Here is a 20,920-nt window from a genome sequence, read left to right as displayed (position 1 = left end):
TCAGATAGGCTCTAAACAAACGGTACTTACAATCAGGAGGGCGATTCGTCGCCTTCTGATTAATTCAGCTATTTAGTACTATTTCAACTTAGTGCTATTCAGGGCTAATGGTACTAGCAAAGATTTTTTCGGCAGAAGTACGATTTGTGCTTCTGCCTTGTTGTATCGAGCTTGAGTCTGTCGCTTTCTGGATATCCAGAGGAGCGTACCCTATTTCTGGCTGCTGACAACTTCCGGTTCACGCCAAAAGGCAATACTGGGGTTTAACGGTTGCAGCTGAGTGCCTGGATAGTAGAAGCGCAGAATGCGTTCATTAGACCAGCCTAGTTCACCGAGTCGATAGGCACCCGTTTGGCTCATGCCAACTCCATGACCTAAACCTCCACCAATAAAGGCATAGCCTTTCAACACCTTGGCTGCAGGACTAGGAGCAGGCACCGAAGCCGTAGGGCTGGGCTGCCCATTTGGAGATGGTTGGGGATTGGCAGAAGCCTGTGGGCTGGGCTGGGGCCGAGGGGTTTCGTAGATAGGATCTAGATAGAACAGTGTGCTGTTGGGCGCGTAGAGTGCTCGCAGAATCTCATCCTTTTCTAACTCGATCAAGCCGCGATCGGTTGAGACTTCCATGCGCTGAACTCGCCCAGCCGGAGAGCGTTCTACTACCTGCAATTCTTTGATTTGCGTGAAGTTTGCTAAGGGATGCTGCTTGCTTTGTAAGTAGGAGCGCAGATCTTGAGCAATCTCAGTTAGCGGACTTTCGACTCGCCAGCGGAACATATCCCAGCCCGCTTCATTAAAACCTTGCTTCAGGTTAATGAATGAGCGGAAGTTGGCTTCATCGGCTAAGCTACGCTGAGACAGATCCCACAAGTTTTGTACCGAATCCACTACCGCTTGTAAATAAGGGCGATCCGGTCCATTCCAAACATTGCTGAAGGGAGCCGTAACACCACCCGTTGTAGAGGAATAGAGTGCGTCCACTAGCTCGTTATTGTAGGTCAATACCATCCCTCGCGTGGCCGCAATTGCTCGGTCGGATTCAGGAGCAGCCCCCATCAAACCCCAATACACCTGACACTGAGTATCGGCACAGAGCTGGTAATTATCAACCGCAAAACGACGCAGATTTCGTAAAGCATAGGTCCGCGCCAAAACTGCCTGAGCTTCAATTGCAGTTGGCGGAGCACCTAAACCAATTTCGTGGGGCACTACACCGCGTAGATAGGTCTCGATCGGCACCTGATTGACTAGCGTGTAAGTACCGTAAGCATTGGGCTGGAGCTTCAAGGTTCCGGCATAGAGGCGAGTGCCATGGTCGTTACGATTAAACGTCACCTCAAACTGCTGCGTTGAAGCGGCAAACTCCATCTCATCCTGCTGATAGCGCGTGCCATTGACGGCAATAGTGGCCTTTGGCTCTTGCTGCTGCACCTGAGTGTCAATGAAGGCTGTTTTGGAGCCGTTGGCCCGCAGATTTTGCATCAATAACCGACGCAATAGGGGAGTTTTGTAGGTTTCGCGCTTGGCCCACACCTGCCACTGACGCGGCTGCGCTACTTCTACCTCAACACCTTGAGATTTCCACTGGGTGGCACTGTCCTCAGCACTCTCAAAACTGCGGTGCGTACTGAGCACCACCCGTTCGGTTACCTTCGGCTTAGGCAACGGCTGCATCTCTACCTTTACCGTAACGTTACCGGTAGTCGTGACCGCCTGTGGCTGCTCGTTTACTTTGAACTTTAACGTCACGCTGTCGCCCGATTTGGGTTTGATCACCATTTCGTCGCTTGGTTCTGAGCCAAACCGCTGCACCACTCCCACATCCAGGGAGGGGTTCGGAGGAGCATCTTGGGCGTAGCTGGACTTGATAGTAACCGTCCAACCAGCAGCAACTAGCACTGCGCCTAGCCAGGGCAACCACGGTTGAGATTTAGTCATTCGCTTTGTGAGTGGGGGATCAAACAGAACTAGAGGAACAGTTGAGCAACTAAACCAATGGGTTTGAATTAGTCTCCTCACAGAAAGTTTTTTAGAGTGACAAGGTTCAAGCATAGCCAATTCAGGCAAGCACAGGCGCTAGAATTTCAGGCACTACCTCTCAGTCAGCCACGTAGACTACTGACAGTCTTTTGATAATAGTCTCTGATTATGGATGCTAACACCCCAATTCAACCATTCAGTTTGACAAAGATTTGGCAAAAATTTCAACAAGTTCTGAGGTTGCGGTAGCTAATAGGAGTTCAGGATGGCAATTTAGCCCAATTTGTTCCTGCTGCTCAGCGCTGCTTTGACTACAGTTTGGCTGAAGAATCTGAAAATAAAGTAAAGCTTGGCAGAAGCCCTCTGGGGCAGTCTTCATCATGAAAGGGTAGTTTGGTCGCTACGCCTGCAACAATCTAGCGCCGGTCAGCTCCTGGACGCTGTTGTTAATGCTTACTGTGATTGCTAATACTCTATTCATCTCTTCAAGAGGTATTTATGAACAAGCTAATGCATTATCCGATGGTAATTGGCGGCGAACTGGTGGAAACAGGCAGCGAAGATTTGATTGAGCCTGCATCGGGTAAGCCATTTGCTACAGTGGCGCTCGGAACCAAAGCCGATGTAGAACGGGCAGTTGCTGCCGCAAAAGCCGCTCAAGTAGACTGGGCTGCCCGTTCCTACGGAGAACGCAGTACCGCCCTGATGAAGCTGGCCGACGCGCTGGAAGCAAAAAGCGAAACCCTGGCCCGCTTAGAAAGCCAAAACGCCGGAAAACCCTTGAAACTTACCGTGGGTGGCGATGTTCCTTTTGCTATTGATAACCTGCGCTACTTTGCGAGCGTTGTGCGGCGGCAAGAAGGCTCGGCAGCGGGGGAATATGTGGGCGGCTACACCAGCATGATTCGCCGCGAACCAATTGGCGTCATCGGTGCCATTACCCCCTGGAACTATCCGTTTATGATGGCGATTTGGAAATTGGGTCCGGCGCTGGCTGCTGGCAATGCAGTCGTGATCAAACCCGCTCCCAATACGCCGATTACGACCATCGAACTGGCAAAAACAGCCCTCGAAGCTGGCTTACCGGCTGGTTTAATCAACGTCGTCACTGGGGGAGCTGAAGTAGGGGAAGCGATTTGTACCCATCCGGATGTGCGGATGATCAGCTTTACGGGCAGCACCCGCACCGGCAAACGTATCGCTGAGTTAGCCAGCCCCATGGTGAAACGGGTGACGCTCGAACTTGGTGGCAAAGCTCCGTTTGTCGTGTTCGCCGATGCCGATGTTGAAGCCGCCGCCCGCGGCGCAATTCCAGCCGCCTATATGAACAGTGGCCAGGATTGCACGGCTGCCACCCGAATCTACGTGCAAAACGAGGTGTTTGATCAATTCCTTAGCCGCTTTACCGAACTCACCCAAACGATTCGCGTTGGCGATCCCTTTGCTGAAGATACCGATATCGGTCCGTTAGCCAGCGAAACCCAACGCCTCAAGGTGCACGGCTTTGTCGAAGAAGCACGGCAGCAGGGCGTCAAGGTAGCCACTGGCGGCGTTATGCCGGAGGGAGATGGGTTTTACTATCCGCCCACGATCTTGGTAGAGGCGGCCCAATCGGCAAGCTGCGTGCAGGAGGAAATTTTTGGCCCGGTAGTGGTAGTGAATCGCTTCTCGGATGAAGCCGAAGCCATCAAGTTGGCAAACGACATTCCCTACGGATTAGCTGGCAGCGTCTGGACTTTGAATGTGCAGCGAGCGATGCGAATGGCGACAGCAATGGAGTGTGGCACCGTTTGGGTGAACGATCACTTACCAATTGCCAGCGAAATGCCCCACGGCGGTTTCAAGCAAAGCGGCATCGGCAAAGACATGTCCTACTACGCGCTGGAAGAATACACCATCGTCAAGCATGTCATGCTAGACATCACGGGCGAACAGAAGAAAGCCTGGCACTCGGTTGTATTTGACGCTTAATTGAGTTTTGAGTGTTAAGTTTTGAGTTTTGAGTTAGGGCAGGGGAGTTGAAAAATAAATTTAAATTTGGTGAGCTGGTGGTGTGGGCGTCTCACCTGTCATCGGCAGAATGTTATTGCCCAGCCTGTCAGCCCACTCAAAACTGAGAACTCAAAACTCAAAACTATCTTCCAAACTATTTTCCTGATTCTGTTCCTGTAGGGATTGCCATCCGGCTTGCCAAAGCGAATGGTCTTTGAGCTGCTGAGCGTTCAACCAAAACCGCACGGTTGGATCACAGGCAGCCACCATCTCAGCGAATACCCAACGCCCTTCGTTTTTGCGATTGACCACCTGGAAATGTCGCCATCCCCAGGTGGTCTGTTGAGCTGTCCATTTGGAACCAACTAAGTAAGGAAATTTTTGCTTGCGTGCCATTGGGACTTCTATCGAGTTATGTAACAAAAAATAACTAGAATTGAGGACAAAAAACCTGAAATCGCGTCAAATTGCCAGAGGTTTTCTCTTCCAGTTCTGGAATGTTCGGTTATGCTGAATTCATAACAATTTCTCAACACGCCGTTTCTGTTTTCCCGCAAAGAGAATCTTGCTGTGTTGATTGTTAGGTTCGTTGCCTCATTGGTCCGAGCTAATTGGTTTGAGAAATTTTGCCTTCAGCAAGATCTCATTCTGTAACTTTCAGCAAGCGCAAACTAAAACTCTGGCATACCAGTTTTTTACAGCGAAAATTATGAAAAAGCGTGCAACTTTTGTGAGAAAAGTTACAATCGGAGAGGTTTCAGCAAAACCCGCAGGCAATGATTCCCGTTTTGGTGCTGATTCCCAGTATTCATCATTACTGAGGAGAAGCATTGTGCCTCTGGGATAGCTACCGGCAACGACGAACTGGTCTTAATTTATCTAGAATCACTTAAGCGTAGACCAGCTAATAACTCGGTCGTGATATTCCTTGGTTTGATTGACCTTTAACGTTTTGATATAAGGAGCATGAGGAGCGCGGCATGACCCAGGCTAATGACGTACTCGAAACCATTGACCAGCCCGAGAGTAATTTGGATGAACTCTTGATTGAGGAAGGAGATGATCGAGACGATTTGTTCGACAGCCAACCTGATTCTGAGGATGAAGAGGATGGCAAGGCGGCGAAGGGAGGCGCTCGTCGTCGGGCACAAGCGAAGAAAAAACATTACACCGAAGATTCGATTCGGCTTTACCTGCAAGAGATTGGTCGGATTCGCCTGCTGAGGGCCGATGAAGAGATTGAACTGGCCCGCAAGATCGCTGATTTGCTGGAACTGGAGCGGATTCGGGACAAATTATGCGAACGCCTCGACCAAACGCCTCAGGAGTTTGAGCGCAATCTCGAAGTTTGGGCCAATGAGGTGAACCAACCCCTGCCCAAATTCCGCCGACGTCTACACGAAGGCCGGCGAGCCAAAGAAAAAATGGTGCAGTCCAACCTACGATTGGTGGTTTCGATCGCCAAGAAGTATATGAACCGTGGCTTGTCGTTCCAGGATTTGATTCAGGAAGGCAGCTTGGGTCTGATTCGGGCGGCTGAGAAGTTTGACCACGAAAAGGGCTACAAATTCTCGACCTATGCCACCTGGTGGATTCGTCAGGCAATTACCCGCGCCATTGCTGATCAATCTCGCACGATTCGGCTGCCAGTTCACCTCTACGAGACCATTTCTCGGATCAAGAAAACCACCAAGCTGCTGTCTCAGGAAATGGGCCGCAAACCCACCGAAGAAGAGATCGCAACTCGGATGGAGATGACGATTGAGAAACTGCGGTTTATTGCTAAGTCGGCTCAGTTGCCCATCTCTTTAGAAACGCCAATTGGCAAAGAAGAAGACTCGCGCTTGGGAGACTTCATTGAATCTGATGGTGAAACACCCGAAGACCAGGTTTCCAAAAATCTACTCCGGGAAGACCTAGAAAGCGTTTTGGGTACGCTCAGCCCCCGCGAACGCGATGTATTACGCCTGCGCTATGGCTTGGATGATGGTCGGATGAAAACCTTAGAAGAGATCGGCCAGATTTTCAACGTCACTCGCGAGCGGATTCGGCAAATCGAAGCCAAGGCACTGCGGAAGTTGCGCCACCCCAACCGCAACAGCGTTTTGAAGGAATACATTCGCTAATTCTTGGGTTAGTCACCCATTATCAAATCAGATGTTCGATGAAGCCTGCCGGATTTGGTAGGCTTTTTGTTCGTTAGGCATTAGGCTCTAGCGGCAGAATCACAGCAAAGGTTGAGCCACTGCCGAGTTGACTCCGTAGGGAGACCTGCCCGCCATGAGCTTCGGCAATCGCCTTGACAATGGATAGCCCCAATCCCGCTCCTTCAGAACGGCGGCGACCGTGAGAGGCTCTGGCAAAGCGTTCAAAAATGCGCTGCTGATCTTCAAGCCGAATGCCTGCTCCAGTATCTCGTACCCAAAAGTGAACCTTGTCTTTTCTAATCGCGGATCCAATTGTAATCGTGTCATCTGGTTCGGTGTGCTGGGTGGCGTTCTGCGCCAAATTCATCACAGCCTGAATAATCCGCTGGCGATCCACAACAATTCGTCCCTTGGCCACTGATTCCAACTGCCAGTTGCGAGGTGCTAGTACCTGAGCTTTCACAAATAGTTCGTGGGTGAGCGCCTCAGCATCTACCGTTTCGAGTTGGAGAAAATTGGGTCGTTCTGCTTTGGCAAGTAAAACCAAATCCTCAACAAAGCGGCTCATCCGGTCTAGCTCATCCATGACGACTTCCAGAGTGTCCTGCTGTTCGTCGGGATGGCTACTCATCAGTTCCAGATGGCCGCGCATGATTGTAATTGGGGTACGCAGTTCATGGCCTGCATCGTTAACAAAGTTGCGCTGGCTGATGAACGAACTCTCTAGCCGATCCATCATGTCATTGAACGTAGTTGCCAGTTTCGCCAGTTCTCCCTGACCTTGAACCGGAATCCGCCGAGTCAAATCGGTTTCACTAATGGATTGGATCGTGGCCGTCAATGCCCGCAGGGGTTGCAGCACTCGGCCCGCCGCAAACCAAGCCAGCAGGAGGGAAATGGCTAGCACTACCAGCGAAACCTGAATCACTACACCTACGGCTTCTAGGACTTCTGCCCGTTCTCCGATCACGCTATGGGCGACCACCCAGGTTCCTAATAGTTTACCGTTCGCTTTCACCGGCTCCACAACGTAGAGGATGCGGTCATTCTCGTTGTACAGGCTCGTCTGCTCACCCTGTTCGGGTTCAGCCTGGGTGGCCCAACGGCGCATCAAAGGTGTATCCGGTCTAAAATCTCGTGGCAGGGCTACCGGACTCGATTGATAGAACTGCCCATCCACAAAGGTGATCAAGTAAATATTGTCTTCTGGGATTTCGACTTGCAGGTAGGCTGAGAAAAATCGCCTTGCTTCAGCCGCAGTGGTTGGAAGCTGGAGATCCCGCATTAGCGCTGCTTCCCTAGCATCAGCCGGCGGCGGTGGCACAGGGCGAACCGGCTCCGGATCGCTGGGGTGGAAATGCTCCATGCGGTTATTCTCCAAGCTTTCGAGATCGATTCTGCCTGACATCAGCTCTCGAAAATCTCTGACCTCGCCCCAAATATCTTGCTGGACCCGTGCCTCGACCCGATCAAACAACCGTTGACGAAAGGCCGGAATCGCCAGACCAAACGCCAGCGCCAGAATTACCGTATACCAAACTAAAACCCGTGTCCGAGCTTCACCCCAAACTTCGGGCCAGCGAAATCCAGCGCTTGAAGATAAGGCAGTGACGCGATGGTCTGGGTTTTTCACAGAAAAAGCTCGCTCACGAAACACCTTCAGATTCAGCTATACCTTCCAGACATCAGGATGCATAGGGGTTAGCAGGGGTGGGAATTTCAGTGAGTTTGCTGGCTTGAATCACGAGTTGACGTTTATCGGCCAGCGTTTCGGTAATCATTTGCCCTTCCACCCTATACCACTTGTCTGGTTGATAGGCAGACCGGTTCCCGCTAGGCAACTTGACCGGCATTCCCACTGGGTAGGCATCTGCAGCACAACAGGTAATCACAAAACGAGCAATCCCAATATAATTGTCCGGCACTTGCGGCAGGTGAAGCACAAATCCTTCTACGTTTACTTTTTGGCCAGTGTAGGCGTCGGGTTCGGGATACACGTTTAGGGTGCGAATCCAATCGATCAGGGTACGATTTTCTGGTTTGGTGGAGGTGCGGAAGGCTTGCGGCTGGGAGCGCGTCATGGTCAGGGTTTCGGTCACACCCCGGTCTAGCGCCATCTGGCTGGCAAAGGGCTGGGGCGTAAACTGAAGTCCAAATAACGCCACCGTCAGCAGCAGAGCACTGCTCCATCCCGGGGGGAACAGGGACAAATGCTGAAGCAGGTCTCCCTGATTTCGGTCTTTTCGCTTTTTGAGCTGCACAACTCGCCAGATAAACTGGGCGATTTTGACAGTTGCCACGCCTAGCAGCACAAACCCTGCCGAATAGGCCAGCCAAACATAATTTGGATGCAGCAACAGGTTGATTTTGCCAGTTAACCAATACTGCAATAGCAAAACGCCCCAGGCAGAAATGGCGGCAATATCCAGCAGTCCTTGCAGGCGGTACAGGCTCTTGAGGGGGTGAAAGCGGCGGGTGGTTTTGTAATTCGTTTGAACAGTCATGCGGCCTCAACGATGCACTAGCTCACGTACGATTAGCTGACATATAAATTGATCAACAGGGTCAACAGAAACGTTAGCTGCCCTGCCAGCACGAACAAGTAGAGGATGGCGCGACCCCGAAACACCGTCAATAGCAGGGCAAAATTCTTCAGGTCGATCATGGGACCAAACACCAAGAATGCCAGCAGCGATCCGGTCGTAAAGGTCGAGGCAAATGACAGGGCAAAAAACGAATCCACCGTGGAGCAAATCGACACCACCGCCGCCAACAGCATCATCGCCAGGATCGACGAAACCGGCCCCTGTCCCAAACTCAAAATCAGGTCGCGCGGCACCGAAACCTGAACCAAGGCAGCAATGGCTGACCCGATGATCAAAATCCCGCCTAGCTCGCGCAGTTCCTGAATCACATTGTCGAGCATCAGCCGCAGCCGTTCGGGAATTGGTCGAGACAGGGCGGGATTAGCTGCCAGTGCTGCTTGCCCCAAACCATCCACTTGCAGCGGTTGATCGGATTGACCTAGAAAAAATGTGCCTGATTGCAGTAGGGGTGAAGCGGCCTCTTCAGCCTGAGGTGCCTTTGCTTTTGGTGCCTTTGTCTTCTTAGCAGCGCGCTTCGGAATCGGCATGGCACGGGCGACAGCCGGCTGCATCAAGGGGCGCAAGTCGGCCTGGGTACTGAACACCCAACCAATCATCGTGGCGATCAGCAGCGAAAAGCCGACCCGTAAAAACACCATTTCTGGCTGATCGCGGAAGGCAATCCAAGTGGCCCAAAACACGACCGGATTCACGACCGGAGCTGCCAACAAAAATCCAATTGCCATCGCTGCCGGTGCCCCTTGGACGATTAGCCGTCGAGCTACGGGCACATTGCCGCATTCACAGACGGGAAACAGAAACCCGATCAGGCTACCGGCAAAGGCGGCCAACAGCGGCTGTTTGGGAACGGCGGCAATTAACTTGCGCTCATCCACAAACAGCAAAAGCGCGCTGGAGAAGAATACCCCAATCAGCAGAAAGGGAATGGCTTCCACCAGCAGGCTAAAAAACAGAGTTAGAGCGTTATTGAATTGATTCATGCCTGGTGTGTAGGAGTGCGGGATCAAAAACAGGGATCAGGCGAATGAGTCTGATGGGTCATTGTACTCGATCCATTCGAGTTTTTACGCCATCGTGGTTTAAGCTCGCTAATTCTTTAACCCCCATTTCAGTTCCAATACTCACTGACTCACCGTCCAGGGCTGATTAAGTTCAGGACCGATCAAGCCGCATATTCCTGAACCGCCAGCACCAGATTTTCGGTCCAATAGTGGGTCAGCTCAGCAGTGGCAGCCTCCACCATGACGCGAATCACGGGTTCAGTCCCAGAAGCTCGCACCAAGATCCGGCCCTGATCGCCCATGGCGGTCTCGGCCTGGATAATCATCTGCTGCAATCGCGCATCTTGCTGCCAGTTGAGGCGACGCTCCCGATCTTCCACCCGGACATTGCGCAGAACTTGAGGATAGGTTTGGAAACTTTGGTTGATCAGGTCCGCCAAGGAGGTACCCGATTGCCGCACCAGAGACGCCAGATGCAGGGCCGTCAGCAGGCCATCCCCGGAAACGCCATAGTGGGGACAGAGAATATGGCCCGACTGCTCGCCGCCCAGCTTCGCGCCCCGCTTTTGCATTTCTGCATGCACATACTGATCGCCCACCGCCGTCCGGATCAGGGAACCACCCAACTGCTGCCAGGCCCGCTCGAAACCCAGGTTGGCCATCACTGTAGAAATGATCAAATTATCCGGCAGTTGGTTGGACTGACGCAGCGCCTGACCCCAGAGATAAAGAATATAGTCACCATCCACGACTCGACCTTGGGAATCTACGGCCATGACTCGGTCCGCATCACCGTCAAAGGCAAAGCCCAAATCAGCTGCGTGGTTGCGCACTCCAGCTTTGAGCGGTTCCAGATGGGTCGAGCCGCAATTGACATTGATCCGATCGCCGTCGGCATAATCGTGCAGACAGATCACCTTAGCTCCCATCTGCTGGAATACAATCGGCGCTACCTGAGTCGCCGCTCCCCAAGCTAGATCCAACACAATCTTCATGCCTTGCAAATTCACCGCGGGCAGCAGCGGACGATGCAGCGATTGCACATAGGTTTCGATCAGCTCTGGGCGGTGGTAATGCTGACCCCAGCGGCTGTTGGCCTCGATGGTGGGAATGCTCTCTCCCCGTAGAGCCGATTCGATCGCGGCTTGTAGATCGGCAGATAATTTTGCGCCATCGGCTCCAAAAAACTTGATGCCATTGTCTTCTGGCGGATTGTGGCTAGCAGAGATCATTACGCCCCCAATCGCCTCGGTTGTGTGGGTAAGATAGGCCACCGTCGGCGTCGGGCACAGACCCAGGTTCCAAACTTCCAATCCTGCCGCCGTCAATCCGGCTGACAGGGCCATTGCCAGCATGTGGCTAGAGTTACGCGAATCCTGTCCCAAGATGATCGTGCAGCTCGCTTGACTTTGACCCTGCAAAACCTGCCCAGCCCAATAGCCCACCTGAAGCGCCAGTGGAGCCGTTAGCAGCTCGCCTGCCTTACCGCGAATACCGTCGGTGCCAAATAGCCGCGAGGCCGGTAGATTGAGGCTTCCCCAGCCCGTACCAAGCGAGGAAACCGGATGAGAATCTCGCCAAGAATTGCCAGAAGCAGATAGAACCATATTTATTTTTACTCCTAACACCACACTCACAGCGGAGGATAACACGTCTCTCCACTTTAGGTACATTTAACTAATGGATACTCTTTTTTGCAATTGTTCACACTACAATTTGGGCCACTCCGATTCCGGAAAGCTAGATTAAAGCCTTAGAAAATTAGGATGAGATGGCAAAGCTTAAAATTAGGACTGTAAATTTGCCCTAGCCTGAACATTCTGGCAAATCTGACGCCACTGGGCTAAAACATCCTTTTCCAGTAGCCGATCGATCTGATATTCCAACCGATTGAAAAAGCCAGCCTGGCTTTCCCGGCAAACGGTTTGCAAACTGGTTTTCAAATCACTGTTCTCTTGAGTCAATCTGGCAATTGTGCCTTTCTGTTGCGTGCTAGCAGATTGCAAACTGGCAATTTCCTGCTGTAACCGGCGATTTTCTACTTCTAGACGGCTAATTTTCTGTTGCTGGAATGTATACACCCCATAAGCCGCTGCACCTGCAACCAACAAGCACCCTACCCCTTCAATCACATAAGGCCAAAAGGCAGCCGGTTTCGATTCAGCCTGGCTCATAATTAACAGATCATTAATAGTATTAATAACGATTTATTCACATGATATCAAATCAGATGTCAACAGCTATCTAGTTGAACAATTGCTGTTCAACTAGATAGAACCTATATGCAATGTGAATTGATTAGTTTCAGGACAGCGTCAGCTAGTTCAGTTGCGCACCTCAGTCAAACCCCGACCTCTTGCAGCAACACTTCCATTTCAGATAGGGATAGTCCCTGCTGGATGTAGCGAGGTGCAAGCGGATTGTAGGGGCTTTGCAACCGATCGATGGCAATAATCTGCGTTCCTGCTGGCAGCATGGGTACATCTGGATCAAAATCGGTGGGCCGCATCAACGAGCTGGAAAACCCTTTGAAGATAGTGATTTGATCCGGTTCTCCGTCAATTTCTGCTGTCACGATCAGCACTTCCTGCGGACGCTTCAGGGTGTACTGCTCTAACCGATAGCCGATAGTTTGCTTCACGATTGATGCTGCGATGGTTATGAGTGGATACCTCTAATTGTGCTAGAACCAGCGCTCGGTTTTAAGCGGCTCGTTTCGCTCAGCCAGACAAATACCTGGATCAGTAGTTCGCCCTGCATTCCTAATTTTGTTGATAATTAACTACGAACAACTTCAGCCAAGGCCGGGATGAAATTTAGCCAGTTGCTCCAGCAATTACAAATTACAGACCAGCACAGCCTCTTGGTGGATCCGGCTCACGATCCGGTTTTAACTGGGTTGGCCGCGATTGACGAAGCCCAGCCAGGAAGCCTCAGCTACATTGAAGGTGGTAAGTTTGCCAATCAGATCCACCACACTGGGGCGAGTGCCGTGATTCTGCCCCAGGATGCCAAATTGCAACAGCAAGCCAGCCAACGCCAGATCGCCTGGATCAGCACCGCAGAACCCAAGCTGCTGTTTGCCAAAGCCGTTCCGCTGTTTTACCAGCCTTTTCAGCCCGAACCAGGCATTCATCCGACGGCAATAATTCATCCAACGGCTCAACTCGGGCAGGAGGTGTCGGTCGGGGCCTACAGCGTGATCCAAGCCAACGTCAAAATTGGCAACGGGGTTTGCATTCATCCCAGTGTCGTGGTCTATCCCGATGTGCAAATTGGCGACCGGACCGTACTTCATGCCGGCTGCGTGATTCACGAACGCACCCAAATTGGCGCGGACTGTGTAATTCACAGTGGTGCCGTGATTGGGGCCGAAGGATTTGGGTTTGTACCAGCAGCAGAGGGTTGGGTGAAGCTGGAACAATCGGGCATCACGGTGCTGGAGGACCGGGTGGAGGTGGGCTGTAACTCAACGGTGGATCGTCCGGCAGTTGGCGAAACCCGCATCGGCTATAACTCAAAGCTCGATAATCTGGTGCATGTGGGGCACAACTGTCGCATCGGGCAGAACTGCATCTTGGCGGCTCAGGTGGGAATGGCCGGCGGTGGTAAGACCGGGAACTGGGTGATTTTGGGCGGTCAAGTTGGTGTAGCCAACCAAGCCACAATTGGGGATCGGGTACAGGCGGGAGCTAAGGCCGGGTTGCATGGCGCGATTGCTCCAGGCAGTATTATGATGGGCAGTCCGGCCAGTCCGTACCGCACCTTTCTGAAGGCATCTGCGATCTACAACCGCTTGCCAGACATGCACCAGTCCTTGCGGCAACTTCAGCAGCAGGTCGAGGAGTTGCAGCAGCAAATTGCCCAACTGACGAATGAGGATAATAAACACGATGAAACTTAGCGATTTGGTGCAAAAGCTGGGCGTAGCAACGTTTGATCTAGGCTGCGATCCAGACATCAGTGGAGTGACGGAAATCGAGACTGCTCAGCCTCAGACCTTGAGCTACATCGAAGGCAGTAAGTTCGCGGCCTATGTGTCCACTACTGTCGCTAGTGCGCTGGTGCTGCCCCTGGATGCCAAACTTCAGGCTGAAGCCAGCCAGCGTGGCTTGGCCTGGATCGCGGACGCTCAGCCGCGTAAGGTGTTTGCCCAAGCAATTGCTCTGTTCTATCAGCCGTTTCGCCTACCGCCCGGAATTCATCCTACTAGCGTCATCGATCCAACAGCGGAATTGGGAGAAGGGGTAGCGATTGGGGCGCATGTGGTGATTCAGGCTGGTGTGAAAATCGGCAATGGGGTCTGCATTCATCCCAATGTTGTGATCTATCCCGATGTCCAGATCGGCGACCGGACGGTCCTCCATGCCAACTGCACAATTCATGAACGCGCTCAGATTGGCGCGAATTGCGTAATTCACAGCGGTGCGGTGATTGGGGCCGAGGGATTTGGCTTTGTCCCAGTGCCAGAAGGTTGGCTGAAGATGGAGCAGTCGGGCTACACGGTGCTAGAAGAGGGCGTAGAGGTGGGCTGCAATTCCACGATTGACCGACCGGCTTTGGGCACAACTCGGATTGGACGCAACACCAAAATCGACAATCTGGTGCATGTGGCGCATGGCTGCCAGTTGGGCGAGAACTGCATCCTAGCCGGTCAAGTCGGATTGGCGGGCGCGGTGGAAGTCGGGAATCGCGTGATTATGGCCGGCCAAGTGGGAATCGTGGATCACGTCAAAATTGGTGACAGCGTGATTGCTTCAGCCAAGGCCGGGATTCACAACGATGTGGAAGCAGGGGCAATTGTGACAGGGATTCCGGCGATTCCTCATCGGTTGTTTGTCAAGGCCACAGCCGTATTTAACCGCCTGCCAGAGATGTACCAAACGCTGCGGCAGGTGCAAAAACAGCTTGGCATCGAGCGCAAGTCTTAGGCTGACCGAATCAAGCTTTCCGCAGCCGCAGCATTTGGGCGACCACCGCCATGCTTTCTTCATAGAGCACATCGCGGCCCCAGCGCTGGAGCTGTTGGCTCATCAGAAATTCGGCTTTTTGGTCGCTGGTGGCAGTCACCTGTTCGGTACGGGCGATTTGAGCACCGCCTTTGGCCTCCATCCGCATACAGCCGGTGGTTTCCGAGCAGATAATCGTGTTGCAATCAGCCTTTGGGTTGCTGGAAGTAAGGCTGATGCCAATTAGGTCGCCAACAATCTCACCGGGATCGCCAACTGGCACTCCTGCCAACTCGGCTTTGATTGTTTGCTGGTTTGGACCAACCAGATCAATGTAAATCAAGTCGTAGAGTTCTTTGGTTTCGGTATAGGAAACCGGCTGCCATTCCAAACGGCTCGCCAGCCAGCCCAAAAACATCAGCGCCTGCGCCGGGTTGCCCTTCTCGTAGTCAATTGTGACGCGATCGATATCCTTGAGCGAATCACGCCGCTCAGGCGGATCGAAGGCGGCTGCCGTCAGCTCTTGCCAGGCCGAGAAGCGATGCCAGTTCAGATCCGCCACATAGGTTTCTGCCTCGATCAGGTCTACCATCTTGAGGAATTCCGACTCTGGATCGCTGTAGTAAGACGAATCGAGAATAATGCAGCGGCAGCACTCCACCATTTTCTTGAATAGCTCTTGCTCCGGATTGGGCGTAGCCTTCCACCAGACAAATTTGGGCAGTTCCGGGATCATTAAGGAAGCTGCCATATCGCCAACTCGGTTGAGCGCCGCCTTGGTACCACGCAGCGTAATGTACTCGCAGCACATCAGGTTGCTATTGGTCTTCTTCAGAATCGGGCAATAAACCGACACTTGGGCTGTCACCCCTCGGTCTTCCCCAAACGTAGGACAGAGGGTAATAATCCGACAGGGGTTTTGAGCCGCAATCGCATCAGGAACGCTAGATCCGCGCAGATCGGTATTCGTTAGTCTGGCTTGTTCGGGCGGCAGTTTGGCATATTCTTCTCGCAGTTTGGCTAAAGTAGCCGGATCGACTCGTCCTGTAATCGTCAGGCCATATGCTTTTTGGGCCTCTTTTACAGCGTCTTTCATCATTGGGCCATTAACGCCTTCAATATCGCCCTTGTAAAAGCCTAAGATCGCCAGGAGCTGCTGAAACTCTTCGGGTTCATAGATCACCATACTGAAGGTGGCAGCACGAGTTGCAACAGGGGTAACATTATCACCCACCTGACTTTGCCAGATTCGCCCCAACTCAGCTTCGATCTCGTCAATCGAGATATCTTTTGGTTTTTGCAAAGTAACAAAGGAAGTGCTCATGATTCAGTTAAGGTATGAATTTGAAAATGGGAAGTTTTGAGCTTTGAGTTTTGAGTTTTGAGTTTTAAGTTTTGAGTTTTAGGCCAGTAGAAGTCAAGCGAGTTGGGTCTAAAATCTTGCTCAATTTTGAGAGCGAACAATTTTCAAAATCAACCAAATTCCTCAAAAATTGAACCCGATGTTAGTCAAGAATGTTAGTCAAGTTTGCAACTCATCCACTCTCAACTCAAAACTTGCTGAAGCTGATTTACTTTTAATTCAACCCTCAACACTTAAAACTCAAACCTTGATTACAGTCTGCGCCAGCGGCGGCCTTCGCGGTTGAGCAAAAGTTCGGCTTCGATCGGTCCCCAAGTGCCAGCTTCGTAGAGGGGAATCACGTCCGGCGGAGCAGGGGCATCCCAGACTTCCAACACCGGAGCTAGAATTCGCCAAGAGGCTTCCACTTCGTCACCGCGAGTGAATAGGGTTTGATCGCCTAACATGCAGTCTACAAGTAGCCGACTGTAGGCTTCTGTATTGGGTTGACCAAAAGCATTCTCGTAGCTGAAATCCATCTCAACCGAACGAGTCCGCAACGAGCTACCCGGCGTTTTCACCTCCATTCGCAGGGCAATCCCCTCATTTGGCTGAATCCGGAGAGCTAACACATTGCTATTCACCTGTTTGGCAGCAGATTGGAACATCAAGAACGGTACTTCCCGGAAACGAATCGCAATTTCGCTGACCTTTTTGCTCATACGCTTGCCGGTGCGCAGATAAAAGGGCACCCCCTTCCAGCGCCAGTTATCGATCACTAGCTTCAAGGCGGCATAGGTGGCTGTGGTGGATTCAGGACTCGCGCCCTCTTCTTCCCGATAGGCTGGCACTGGTTGGCCGTTCATCCAGCCGCTGGTATATTGACCGCGTACTGCTGAGAGTTCCAGGTTCTCTGGGTCAGCAATGTGAGTTGCCTGCAACACCTTCACCTTTTCGTTGCGAATGCTATCGGCATCAAGGGAGTTGGGAGGCTCCATTGCCGTTAGGGAAAACAGCTGCATCAGGTGGTTTTGCACCATGTCTCGCAGTGCCCCAGCCGTTTCGTAGTAGCCGGCTCGTCCTTCCAGACCCACAGTCTCTGCCACCGTGATCTGGACATGATCGACAAACTGCCGATTCCAGAGCGGCTCAAAAATGGCGTTCGCGAACCGGAACACCAGCAAATTCTGCACCGTCTCCTTACCCAGGTAGTGGTCGATGCGGTAGATTTGCTCTTCAGCACAGGTGCTATAAACGACCCGGTTCAACATCTGGGCCGAACTCAGGTCCTTGCCAAACGGCTTTTCAATCACCAACCGCTGCTTGCGCGGATCCGACAGCATATTGGCAGCCCCCAGTTGCTGAATCGCTTCAGCGAAGAATCGGGGAGCAACGGACAGATAGAAAACCCGATTGCCTCTGGTGCCACGCTGGGCATCTATTTCCTCCAGAAACACTTTCAGCTTTTGGTAACCTTCCGGATTATCGATATCAGCAGAGAAGTAGAACAATCCTTTGGCAAACTCTTCCCAGGTCGATTCTTTCCGTAGTCCACCGCCGAATTCTTCCACACCTTCCCGCATTTGTTCACGAAAGTAATCGTGACTCCAGTCTCGTCGGGCCACGCCCACAATGGTAATCTCTGGCGGCAATCGACGCTCCAGCTTCATTTGATAAAGCGCCGGGACGAGTTTTCGCTGAGTTAAATCACCGGAAGCTCCAAAAATCACCAAAATTTGCGGTTCCGGAATCCGATCTTGCTGCAGGCCAACCCGCAGGGGGTTTTCGAGTAAGGTCACCATAGGCGGTAGAAGTAAGGGGTTATGGTTGGAGGATGGAAGTTTTGAGTGTTGAGTTTTAAGTTTTGAGTGTTGAGTTTTGAGTTGTGGGATCTGAGGCTTAGGTCATGCATGACTTTGCATCAGCACTGTAACCAAAACGCTCAAAGCTGTCGGTTGTCATTCACTCCAAACTCAACCCTCAAAACTTAAAATTTCCTTAAGCAACGGGCGAGAGTCGATTCACTTTTTCTTGCAGAGACTGCATTAGCGCCTCAAAGGGTTGAACAAATTTCTCGATGCCGTCGGTTAGGAGTTCATCCATGACTTGGTCAAGATCAATGTCAACATCGGGATCTTTGAGGCTTTCAACCAGGTGATAGGCTTCATCGACGTTGGACTCAATCCGGCTGTCCACATTGCAGTGATCGCTACAGGCATCGATTGTGTTCGGCGGTAGGGTGTTGACCGTATCGGGACCGATCAGCTCATCCACATACATCACATCGCTGTAGTCGGGGTTCTTGGTGCTGGTGCTGGCCCAGAGGAGCCGCTGCACGTTTGCCCCTTTTGCAGCTAGAGCTTTCCAGCGATCGGTAGCGATGATTTTCTTGTATTCCTGATAGGCCAGTTTGGCGTTGGCAATCGCAATCTTACCTTTAATGGCCAGCAGCTTTTCGCGAGCGGTGATTTGATCCATGCCCTTGAGTTTCTGATCGATGCGCTCGTCGATGTTGCTGTCGATGCGGCTGAGGAAAAAGCTGGCCACCGAGGTAATTTTGCTGATGTCTTCACCCTTGGCAACCCGTGCTTCGAGACCGCGAATGTAGGACTCGGTGCAATTGACGTAGCTGTCTACCGAAAACAGCAGCGTTACGTTGACGTTGATCCCCGCCGCGATCACGGCTTCAACTGCTGGCAGCCCCGCTGAGGTGCCCGGAATCTTGATCATGACATTGGGACGACCAATCTGAGCGTAGTAGCGTTTGGCTTCCTCGATCGTCTTTTCGGTGTCATGGGCAATCGAAGGCGGCACTTCGATACTGACATAGCCGTCCAGACCGTCGGTTTGCTGATACACGGGCATCAGGATATCGCAGGCGTTGCGGATGTCGTCAAATACGAGCGATTCGTAGATTTCCTGTACCGACAGATTGGCGCGGATGCCCGCTTCAATCGATTTGTCATAAATCGCGTTTCCAGCAATCGCTTTCTGAAAAATGGCTGGATTAGAGGTGATTCCGGCAATGCCGCGAGTTTCAACGAGCTGCTTCAGTTCGCCCGATTCAATCAAATCGCGGCTGAGGTTATCCATCCAGATACTTTGACCGTATTGCTTAATTTCTAGTAGGTGGTTCGTTGTCATCTCATCAATTCCTCATGCATTGCGCCAGATTTGCTTTAACCGATTTGCTTCAACCATAAAGCTCGACTCAGCGGCTCTGGATCAGCCTTTGGACGTTAATATCTCTCGCTCTTGCTGTTCGCGGTTGTGCTCTTGAATAAACGACTCGACCAGAGCCACATCTTCCTTGCTGCCAATGATCAAGGGCGTGCGGGCATGCAGTTTTTCTGGCACCACGTCCAAAATCGACTGCGTTCCTGTACTGGCTTTGCCACCCGCTTGCTCGATCAAGAAGGCCAAGGGAGCCGACTCATAAAGCAACCGCAGTTTGCCCTCTGGCTTCTTCACTGTGCCGGGATAGAGGAATACGCCACCCTGGAACAAAATCCGGTGAATGTCTCCTACGAGCGCGCCGCTGTATCGGGCCGTATAGCCTTCATGGCGATGGACGTAGCGAATATAGTTGCGAATCGACTCTTCCCATTGCCAAAAGTTGCCTTCATTGACGCTGTAGACCGGGCCGTGGTCGGGAATACGAATATTTTCAGACGACAGAATAAACTCGCCTAGGCTGGGGTCCAGCGTAAAAGCATGAACACCATGCCCAATCGAATATACCAGCATGGTGCTCGGACCGTAGAGAATGTAGCCAACGGCGATTTGTTTGTGTCCATCCTGAAGCAGGTCTTCTGAACTATACGGCTCCTCGCCTTCCTGCCGCCGAATCGCAAAAATCGATCCCACATTCAGGTTAATGTCTACATTAGACGAACCATCAATCGGGTCATAGAGCAGCGTGTAGCGACCGATCGAACAGTTGTCAGGAATGTAGTAGGGATTGTCCATCTCCTCGGAGGCCAAGCGACAAACCAAGCCGCTTTGTTCAAAGGCCGAGATGAACACCTGATTGGCAAACACGTCCATTTTCTTGACAGATTCGCCCTGCACATTGGTGCGACCAGTAAACCCTAGCGCGTCTTCCACTAATCCGGCACGGGTGAGGCGACGGGCAACCAGCTTGGCGGCCAGGGCAATTCGATTCATCAGCGCACTCAAATCCTGGGCTTCAGGCGAAAAGCTCTGAAGCTGCTGCAACACATGCCGGGACAGAGTGGTACAGTCGCGGTCGAGGGCATATTGGTGGTTTAGATCTAACGGTTGATCGATTTCAGTCATATAACTCTTCCTTGCCGTTAGTTGAATTGGCATTACTGCGGTGCGGGTTTTAACCCCTCACGCCGTAGCGGGCTGCCCTGCACCTTCTATCTTAGAGATCCATTCTCGGAACGGGGCTGAACTTTAGATCAACTATAGAAATGGCTCTTGAGACAGAGATGAATGTCAGCTTGGCAAGGGCTGAGTATGACAAGTTGATCAGAATTGCGCTGACCAAATAAGTATGCTTGTACTCTAGACAGAATCTCTTCACTTCATCTGTAGACCGCAGTGCTGGGTTTTATAGAAATAATTCAATAAATTGGAGAAATCGGCATGACCAATCCCCAAAACCTAGAACCCCGCGTCGAACGCCTGGAAATTGACATGACTGAACTCAAGCAACTGGTTTCGGATCTGCGCTCAACTGTCGCAACTCTGGCTGATATTGTGGCAACTCATGAAGCTCAGCATGAAGAATCCATGCGTCTACATGAAGAATCTAGGCAGCGTTTTGAGCGGTTTGTAGAGCAGGCCAATCAGGATCGAGCACTGATGCTGCAGCTAATTCGGGCGATTGCGCAGGGACGCAACGGTGGCGATTAAGTGCGATCTCCAGAAAAAT

17 protein-coding genes are annotated in these 20,920 nt (G+C 51.9%); 5 read left to right on the top strand and 12 right to left on the bottom strand.

Annotation, left to right across the window (positions count from 1 at the left end):
- Positions 1-210 precede the first annotated feature (210 nt).
- On the bottom strand, positions 211-1,938 hold the full coding sequence (locus tag HJG54_RS11325) for a SpoIID/LytB domain-containing protein (protein ID WP_316435033.1): 1,728 nt from the start codon (positions 1,936-1,938) through the stop codon (positions 211-213).
- Positions 1,939-2,478: 540 nt separating this feature from the next.
- On the opposite strand from HJG54_RS11325, the gene HJG54_RS11320 reads away from it, so the two are divergent.
- Positions 2,479-3,951, top strand: a complete 1,473-nt coding sequence (locus HJG54_RS11320; RefSeq protein WP_316435032.1) for an aminobutyraldehyde dehydrogenase — start codon at positions 2,479-2,481, stop codon at positions 3,949-3,951.
- A gap of 150 nt (positions 3,952-4,101) precedes the next feature.
- Here the strand turns inward: HJG54_RS11320 and HJG54_RS11315 are convergent, their stop codons facing one another.
- Positions 4,102-4,368, bottom strand: a complete 267-nt coding sequence (locus tag HJG54_RS11315) for a TIGR02450 family Trp-rich protein (protein ID WP_316435031.1) — start codon at positions 4,366-4,368, stop codon at positions 4,102-4,104.
- Between the two features lie 584 nt (positions 4,369-4,952).
- Between HJG54_RS11315 and rpoD the strand changes: the two genes are divergently transcribed.
- Positions 4,953-6,098: an RNA polymerase sigma factor RpoD gene (gene rpoD, locus HJG54_RS11310; protein ID WP_036004785.1), complete on the top strand. Its 1,146-nt coding sequence runs from the start codon at positions 4,953-4,955 to the stop codon at positions 6,096-6,098.
- 73 nt (positions 6,099-6,171) lie between these two features.
- On the opposite strand, the gene HJG54_RS11305 is transcribed toward rpoD, so the two are convergent.
- The 6 genes from HJG54_RS11305 to HJG54_RS11280 all read right to left on the bottom strand — a co-directional run bounded on the left by HJG54_RS11305 (position 6,172) and on the right by HJG54_RS11280 (position 12,367).
- Positions 6,172-7,752 (bottom strand): ATP-binding protein, encoded by a 1,581-nt coding sequence (locus HJG54_RS11305; RefSeq protein ID WP_316435030.1) that lies wholly within the window; start codon positions 7,750-7,752, stop codon positions 6,172-6,174.
- 52 nt (positions 7,753-7,804) lie between these two features.
- A complete protein-coding gene (locus HJG54_RS11300) occupies positions 7,805-8,623 on the bottom strand; it encodes a TIGR03943 family putative permease subunit (RefSeq protein ID WP_316435028.1) in 819 nt (272 codons plus the stop codon).
- A 32-nt stretch (positions 8,624-8,655) separates the two neighbouring features.
- Complete coding sequence (locus tag HJG54_RS11295) at positions 8,656-9,705, bottom strand: permease (RefSeq protein WP_316435027.1); 1,050 nt, start codon at positions 9,703-9,705, stop codon at positions 8,656-8,658.
- A gap of 182 nt (positions 9,706-9,887) precedes the next feature.
- Complete coding sequence (glmM, locus tag HJG54_RS11290; RefSeq protein ID WP_316435026.1) at positions 9,888-11,333, bottom strand: phosphoglucosamine mutase; 1,446 nt, start codon at positions 11,331-11,333, stop codon at positions 9,888-9,890.
- 180 nt (positions 11,334-11,513) lie between these two features.
- Entirely contained in the window at positions 11,514-11,900 is a 387-nt protein-coding gene (locus HJG54_RS11285; RefSeq protein WP_316435025.1) for a hypothetical protein, read from the bottom strand.
- Positions 11,901-12,067: 167 nt separating this feature from the next.
- Complete coding sequence (locus tag HJG54_RS11280; protein ID WP_316435023.1) at positions 12,068-12,367, bottom strand: hypothetical protein; 300 nt, start codon at positions 12,365-12,367, stop codon at positions 12,068-12,070.
- A gap of 168 nt (positions 12,368-12,535) precedes the next feature.
- Here HJG54_RS11280 and lpxD (HJG54_RS11275) point away from each other — a divergent pair, with 168 nt between their 5' ends.
- Together lpxD (HJG54_RS11275) and lpxD (HJG54_RS11270) are read left to right on the top strand one after the other, a co-directional pair.
- Positions 12,536-13,630 (top strand): UDP-3-O-(3-hydroxymyristoyl)glucosamine N-acyltransferase, encoded by a 1,095-nt coding sequence (gene lpxD / locus HJG54_RS11275; RefSeq protein WP_316435021.1) that lies wholly within the window; start codon positions 12,536-12,538, stop codon positions 13,628-13,630.
- Positions 13,620-14,657 carry a UDP-3-O-(3-hydroxymyristoyl)glucosamine N-acyltransferase gene (gene lpxD, locus HJG54_RS11270; RefSeq protein ID WP_316435020.1) on the top strand — a complete coding sequence of 346 codons (1,038 nt, stop codon included), beginning with the start codon at positions 13,620-13,622 and terminating at the stop codon, positions 14,655-14,657. Before lpxD (HJG54_RS11275) ends, lpxD (HJG54_RS11270) begins: the two co-directional genes overlap by 11 nt.
- A gap of 10 nt (positions 14,658-14,667) precedes the next feature.
- Here the strand turns inward: lpxD (HJG54_RS11270) and opcA are convergent, their stop codons facing one another.
- From opcA to fbp, 4 genes are all read right to left on the bottom strand, one after another.
- Entirely contained in the window at positions 14,668-15,999 is a 1,332-nt protein-coding gene (opcA, locus tag HJG54_RS11265) for a glucose-6-phosphate dehydrogenase assembly protein OpcA (protein WP_316435018.1), read from the bottom strand.
- Positions 16,000-16,289: 290 nt separating this feature from the next.
- Positions 16,290-17,819 (bottom strand): glucose-6-phosphate dehydrogenase, encoded by a 1,530-nt coding sequence (gene zwf / locus HJG54_RS11260; protein WP_316435017.1) that lies wholly within the window; start codon positions 17,817-17,819, stop codon positions 16,290-16,292.
- Between the two features lie 196 nt (positions 17,820-18,015).
- Positions 18,016-19,161, bottom strand: a complete 1,146-nt coding sequence (tal, locus tag HJG54_RS11255) for a transaldolase (RefSeq protein WP_316435016.1) — start codon at positions 19,159-19,161, stop codon at positions 18,016-18,018.
- An 81-nt stretch (positions 19,162-19,242) separates the two neighbouring features.
- Positions 19,243-20,316: a class 1 fructose-bisphosphatase gene (gene fbp, locus HJG54_RS11250; protein WP_316435015.1), complete on the bottom strand. Its 1,074-nt coding sequence runs from the start codon at positions 20,314-20,316 to the stop codon at positions 19,243-19,245.
- Positions 20,317-20,631: 315 nt separating this feature from the next.
- On the opposite strand from fbp, the gene HJG54_RS11245 reads away from it, so the two are divergent.
- Complete coding sequence (locus tag HJG54_RS11245; protein WP_316435014.1) at positions 20,632-20,901, top strand: hypothetical protein; 270 nt, start codon at positions 20,632-20,634, stop codon at positions 20,899-20,901.
- Positions 20,902-20,920 lie beyond the last annotated feature (19 nt).

The sequence above is a fragment of the Leptolyngbya sp. NK1-12 genome (assembly GCF_032598965.1).
Taxonomy (GTDB): Bacteria; Cyanobacteriota; Cyanobacteriia; order Elainellales; family Elainellaceae; genus Elainella.
Note: the sequence above shows the minus strand (reverse complement) of the source record. Positions and strands in the feature narration are given on the sequence as shown.

What these genes read in the sequence shown, in the direction of transcription:
- fbp (WP_316435015.1), bottom strand. Translation starts at nt 20,316, where the DNA reads ATGACTGAAATCGATCAACCGTTAGATCTAAACCACCAATATGCCCTC.
- HJG54_RS11320 (WP_316435032.1), top strand. Translation starts at nt 2,479, where the DNA reads ATGAACAAGCTAATGCATTATCCGATGGTAATTGGCGGCGAACTGGTG.
- HJG54_RS11315 (WP_316435031.1), bottom strand. Translation starts at nt 4,368, where the DNA reads ATGGCACGCAAGCAAAAATTTCCTTACTTAGTTGGTTCCAAATGGACA.
- HJG54_RS11325 (WP_316435033.1), bottom strand. Translation starts at nt 1,938, where the DNA reads ATGACTAAATCTCAACCGTGGTTGCCCTGGCTAGGCGCAGTGCTAGTT.
- opcA (WP_316435018.1), bottom strand. Translation starts at nt 15,999, where the DNA reads ATGAGCACTTCCTTTGTTACTTTGCAAAAACCAAAAGATATCTCGATT.
- HJG54_RS11245 (WP_316435014.1), top strand. Translation starts at nt 20,632, where the DNA reads ATGACCAATCCCCAAAACCTAGAACCCCGCGTCGAACGCCTGGAAATT.
- lpxD (WP_316435020.1), top strand. Translation starts at nt 13,620, where the DNA reads ATGAAACTTAGCGATTTGGTGCAAAAGCTGGGCGTAGCAACGTTTGAT.
- zwf (WP_316435017.1), bottom strand. Translation starts at nt 17,819, where the DNA reads ATGGTGACCTTACTCGAAAACCCCCTGCGGGTTGGCCTGCAGCAAGAT.
- tal (WP_316435016.1), bottom strand. Translation starts at nt 19,161, where the DNA reads ATGACAACGAACCACCTACTAGAAATTAAGCAATACGGTCAAAGTATC.
- HJG54_RS11300 (WP_316435028.1), bottom strand. Translation starts at nt 8,623, where the DNA reads ATGACTGTTCAAACGAATTACAAAACCACCCGCCGCTTTCACCCCCTC.
- HJG54_RS11295 (WP_316435027.1), bottom strand. Translation starts at nt 9,705, where the DNA reads ATGAATCAATTCAATAACGCTCTAACTCTGTTTTTTAGCCTGCTGGTG.
- rpoD (WP_036004785.1), top strand. Translation starts at nt 4,953, where the DNA reads ATGACCCAGGCTAATGACGTACTCGAAACCATTGACCAGCCCGAGAGT.
- glmM (WP_316435026.1), bottom strand. Translation starts at nt 11,333, where the DNA reads ATGGTTCTATCTGCTTCTGGCAATTCTTGGCGAGATTCTCATCCGGTT.
- HJG54_RS11285 (WP_316435025.1), bottom strand. Translation starts at nt 11,900, where the DNA reads ATGAGCCAGGCTGAATCGAAACCGGCTGCCTTTTGGCCTTATGTGATT.
- lpxD (WP_316435021.1), top strand. Translation starts at nt 12,536, where the DNA reads ATGAAATTTAGCCAGTTGCTCCAGCAATTACAAATTACAGACCAGCAC.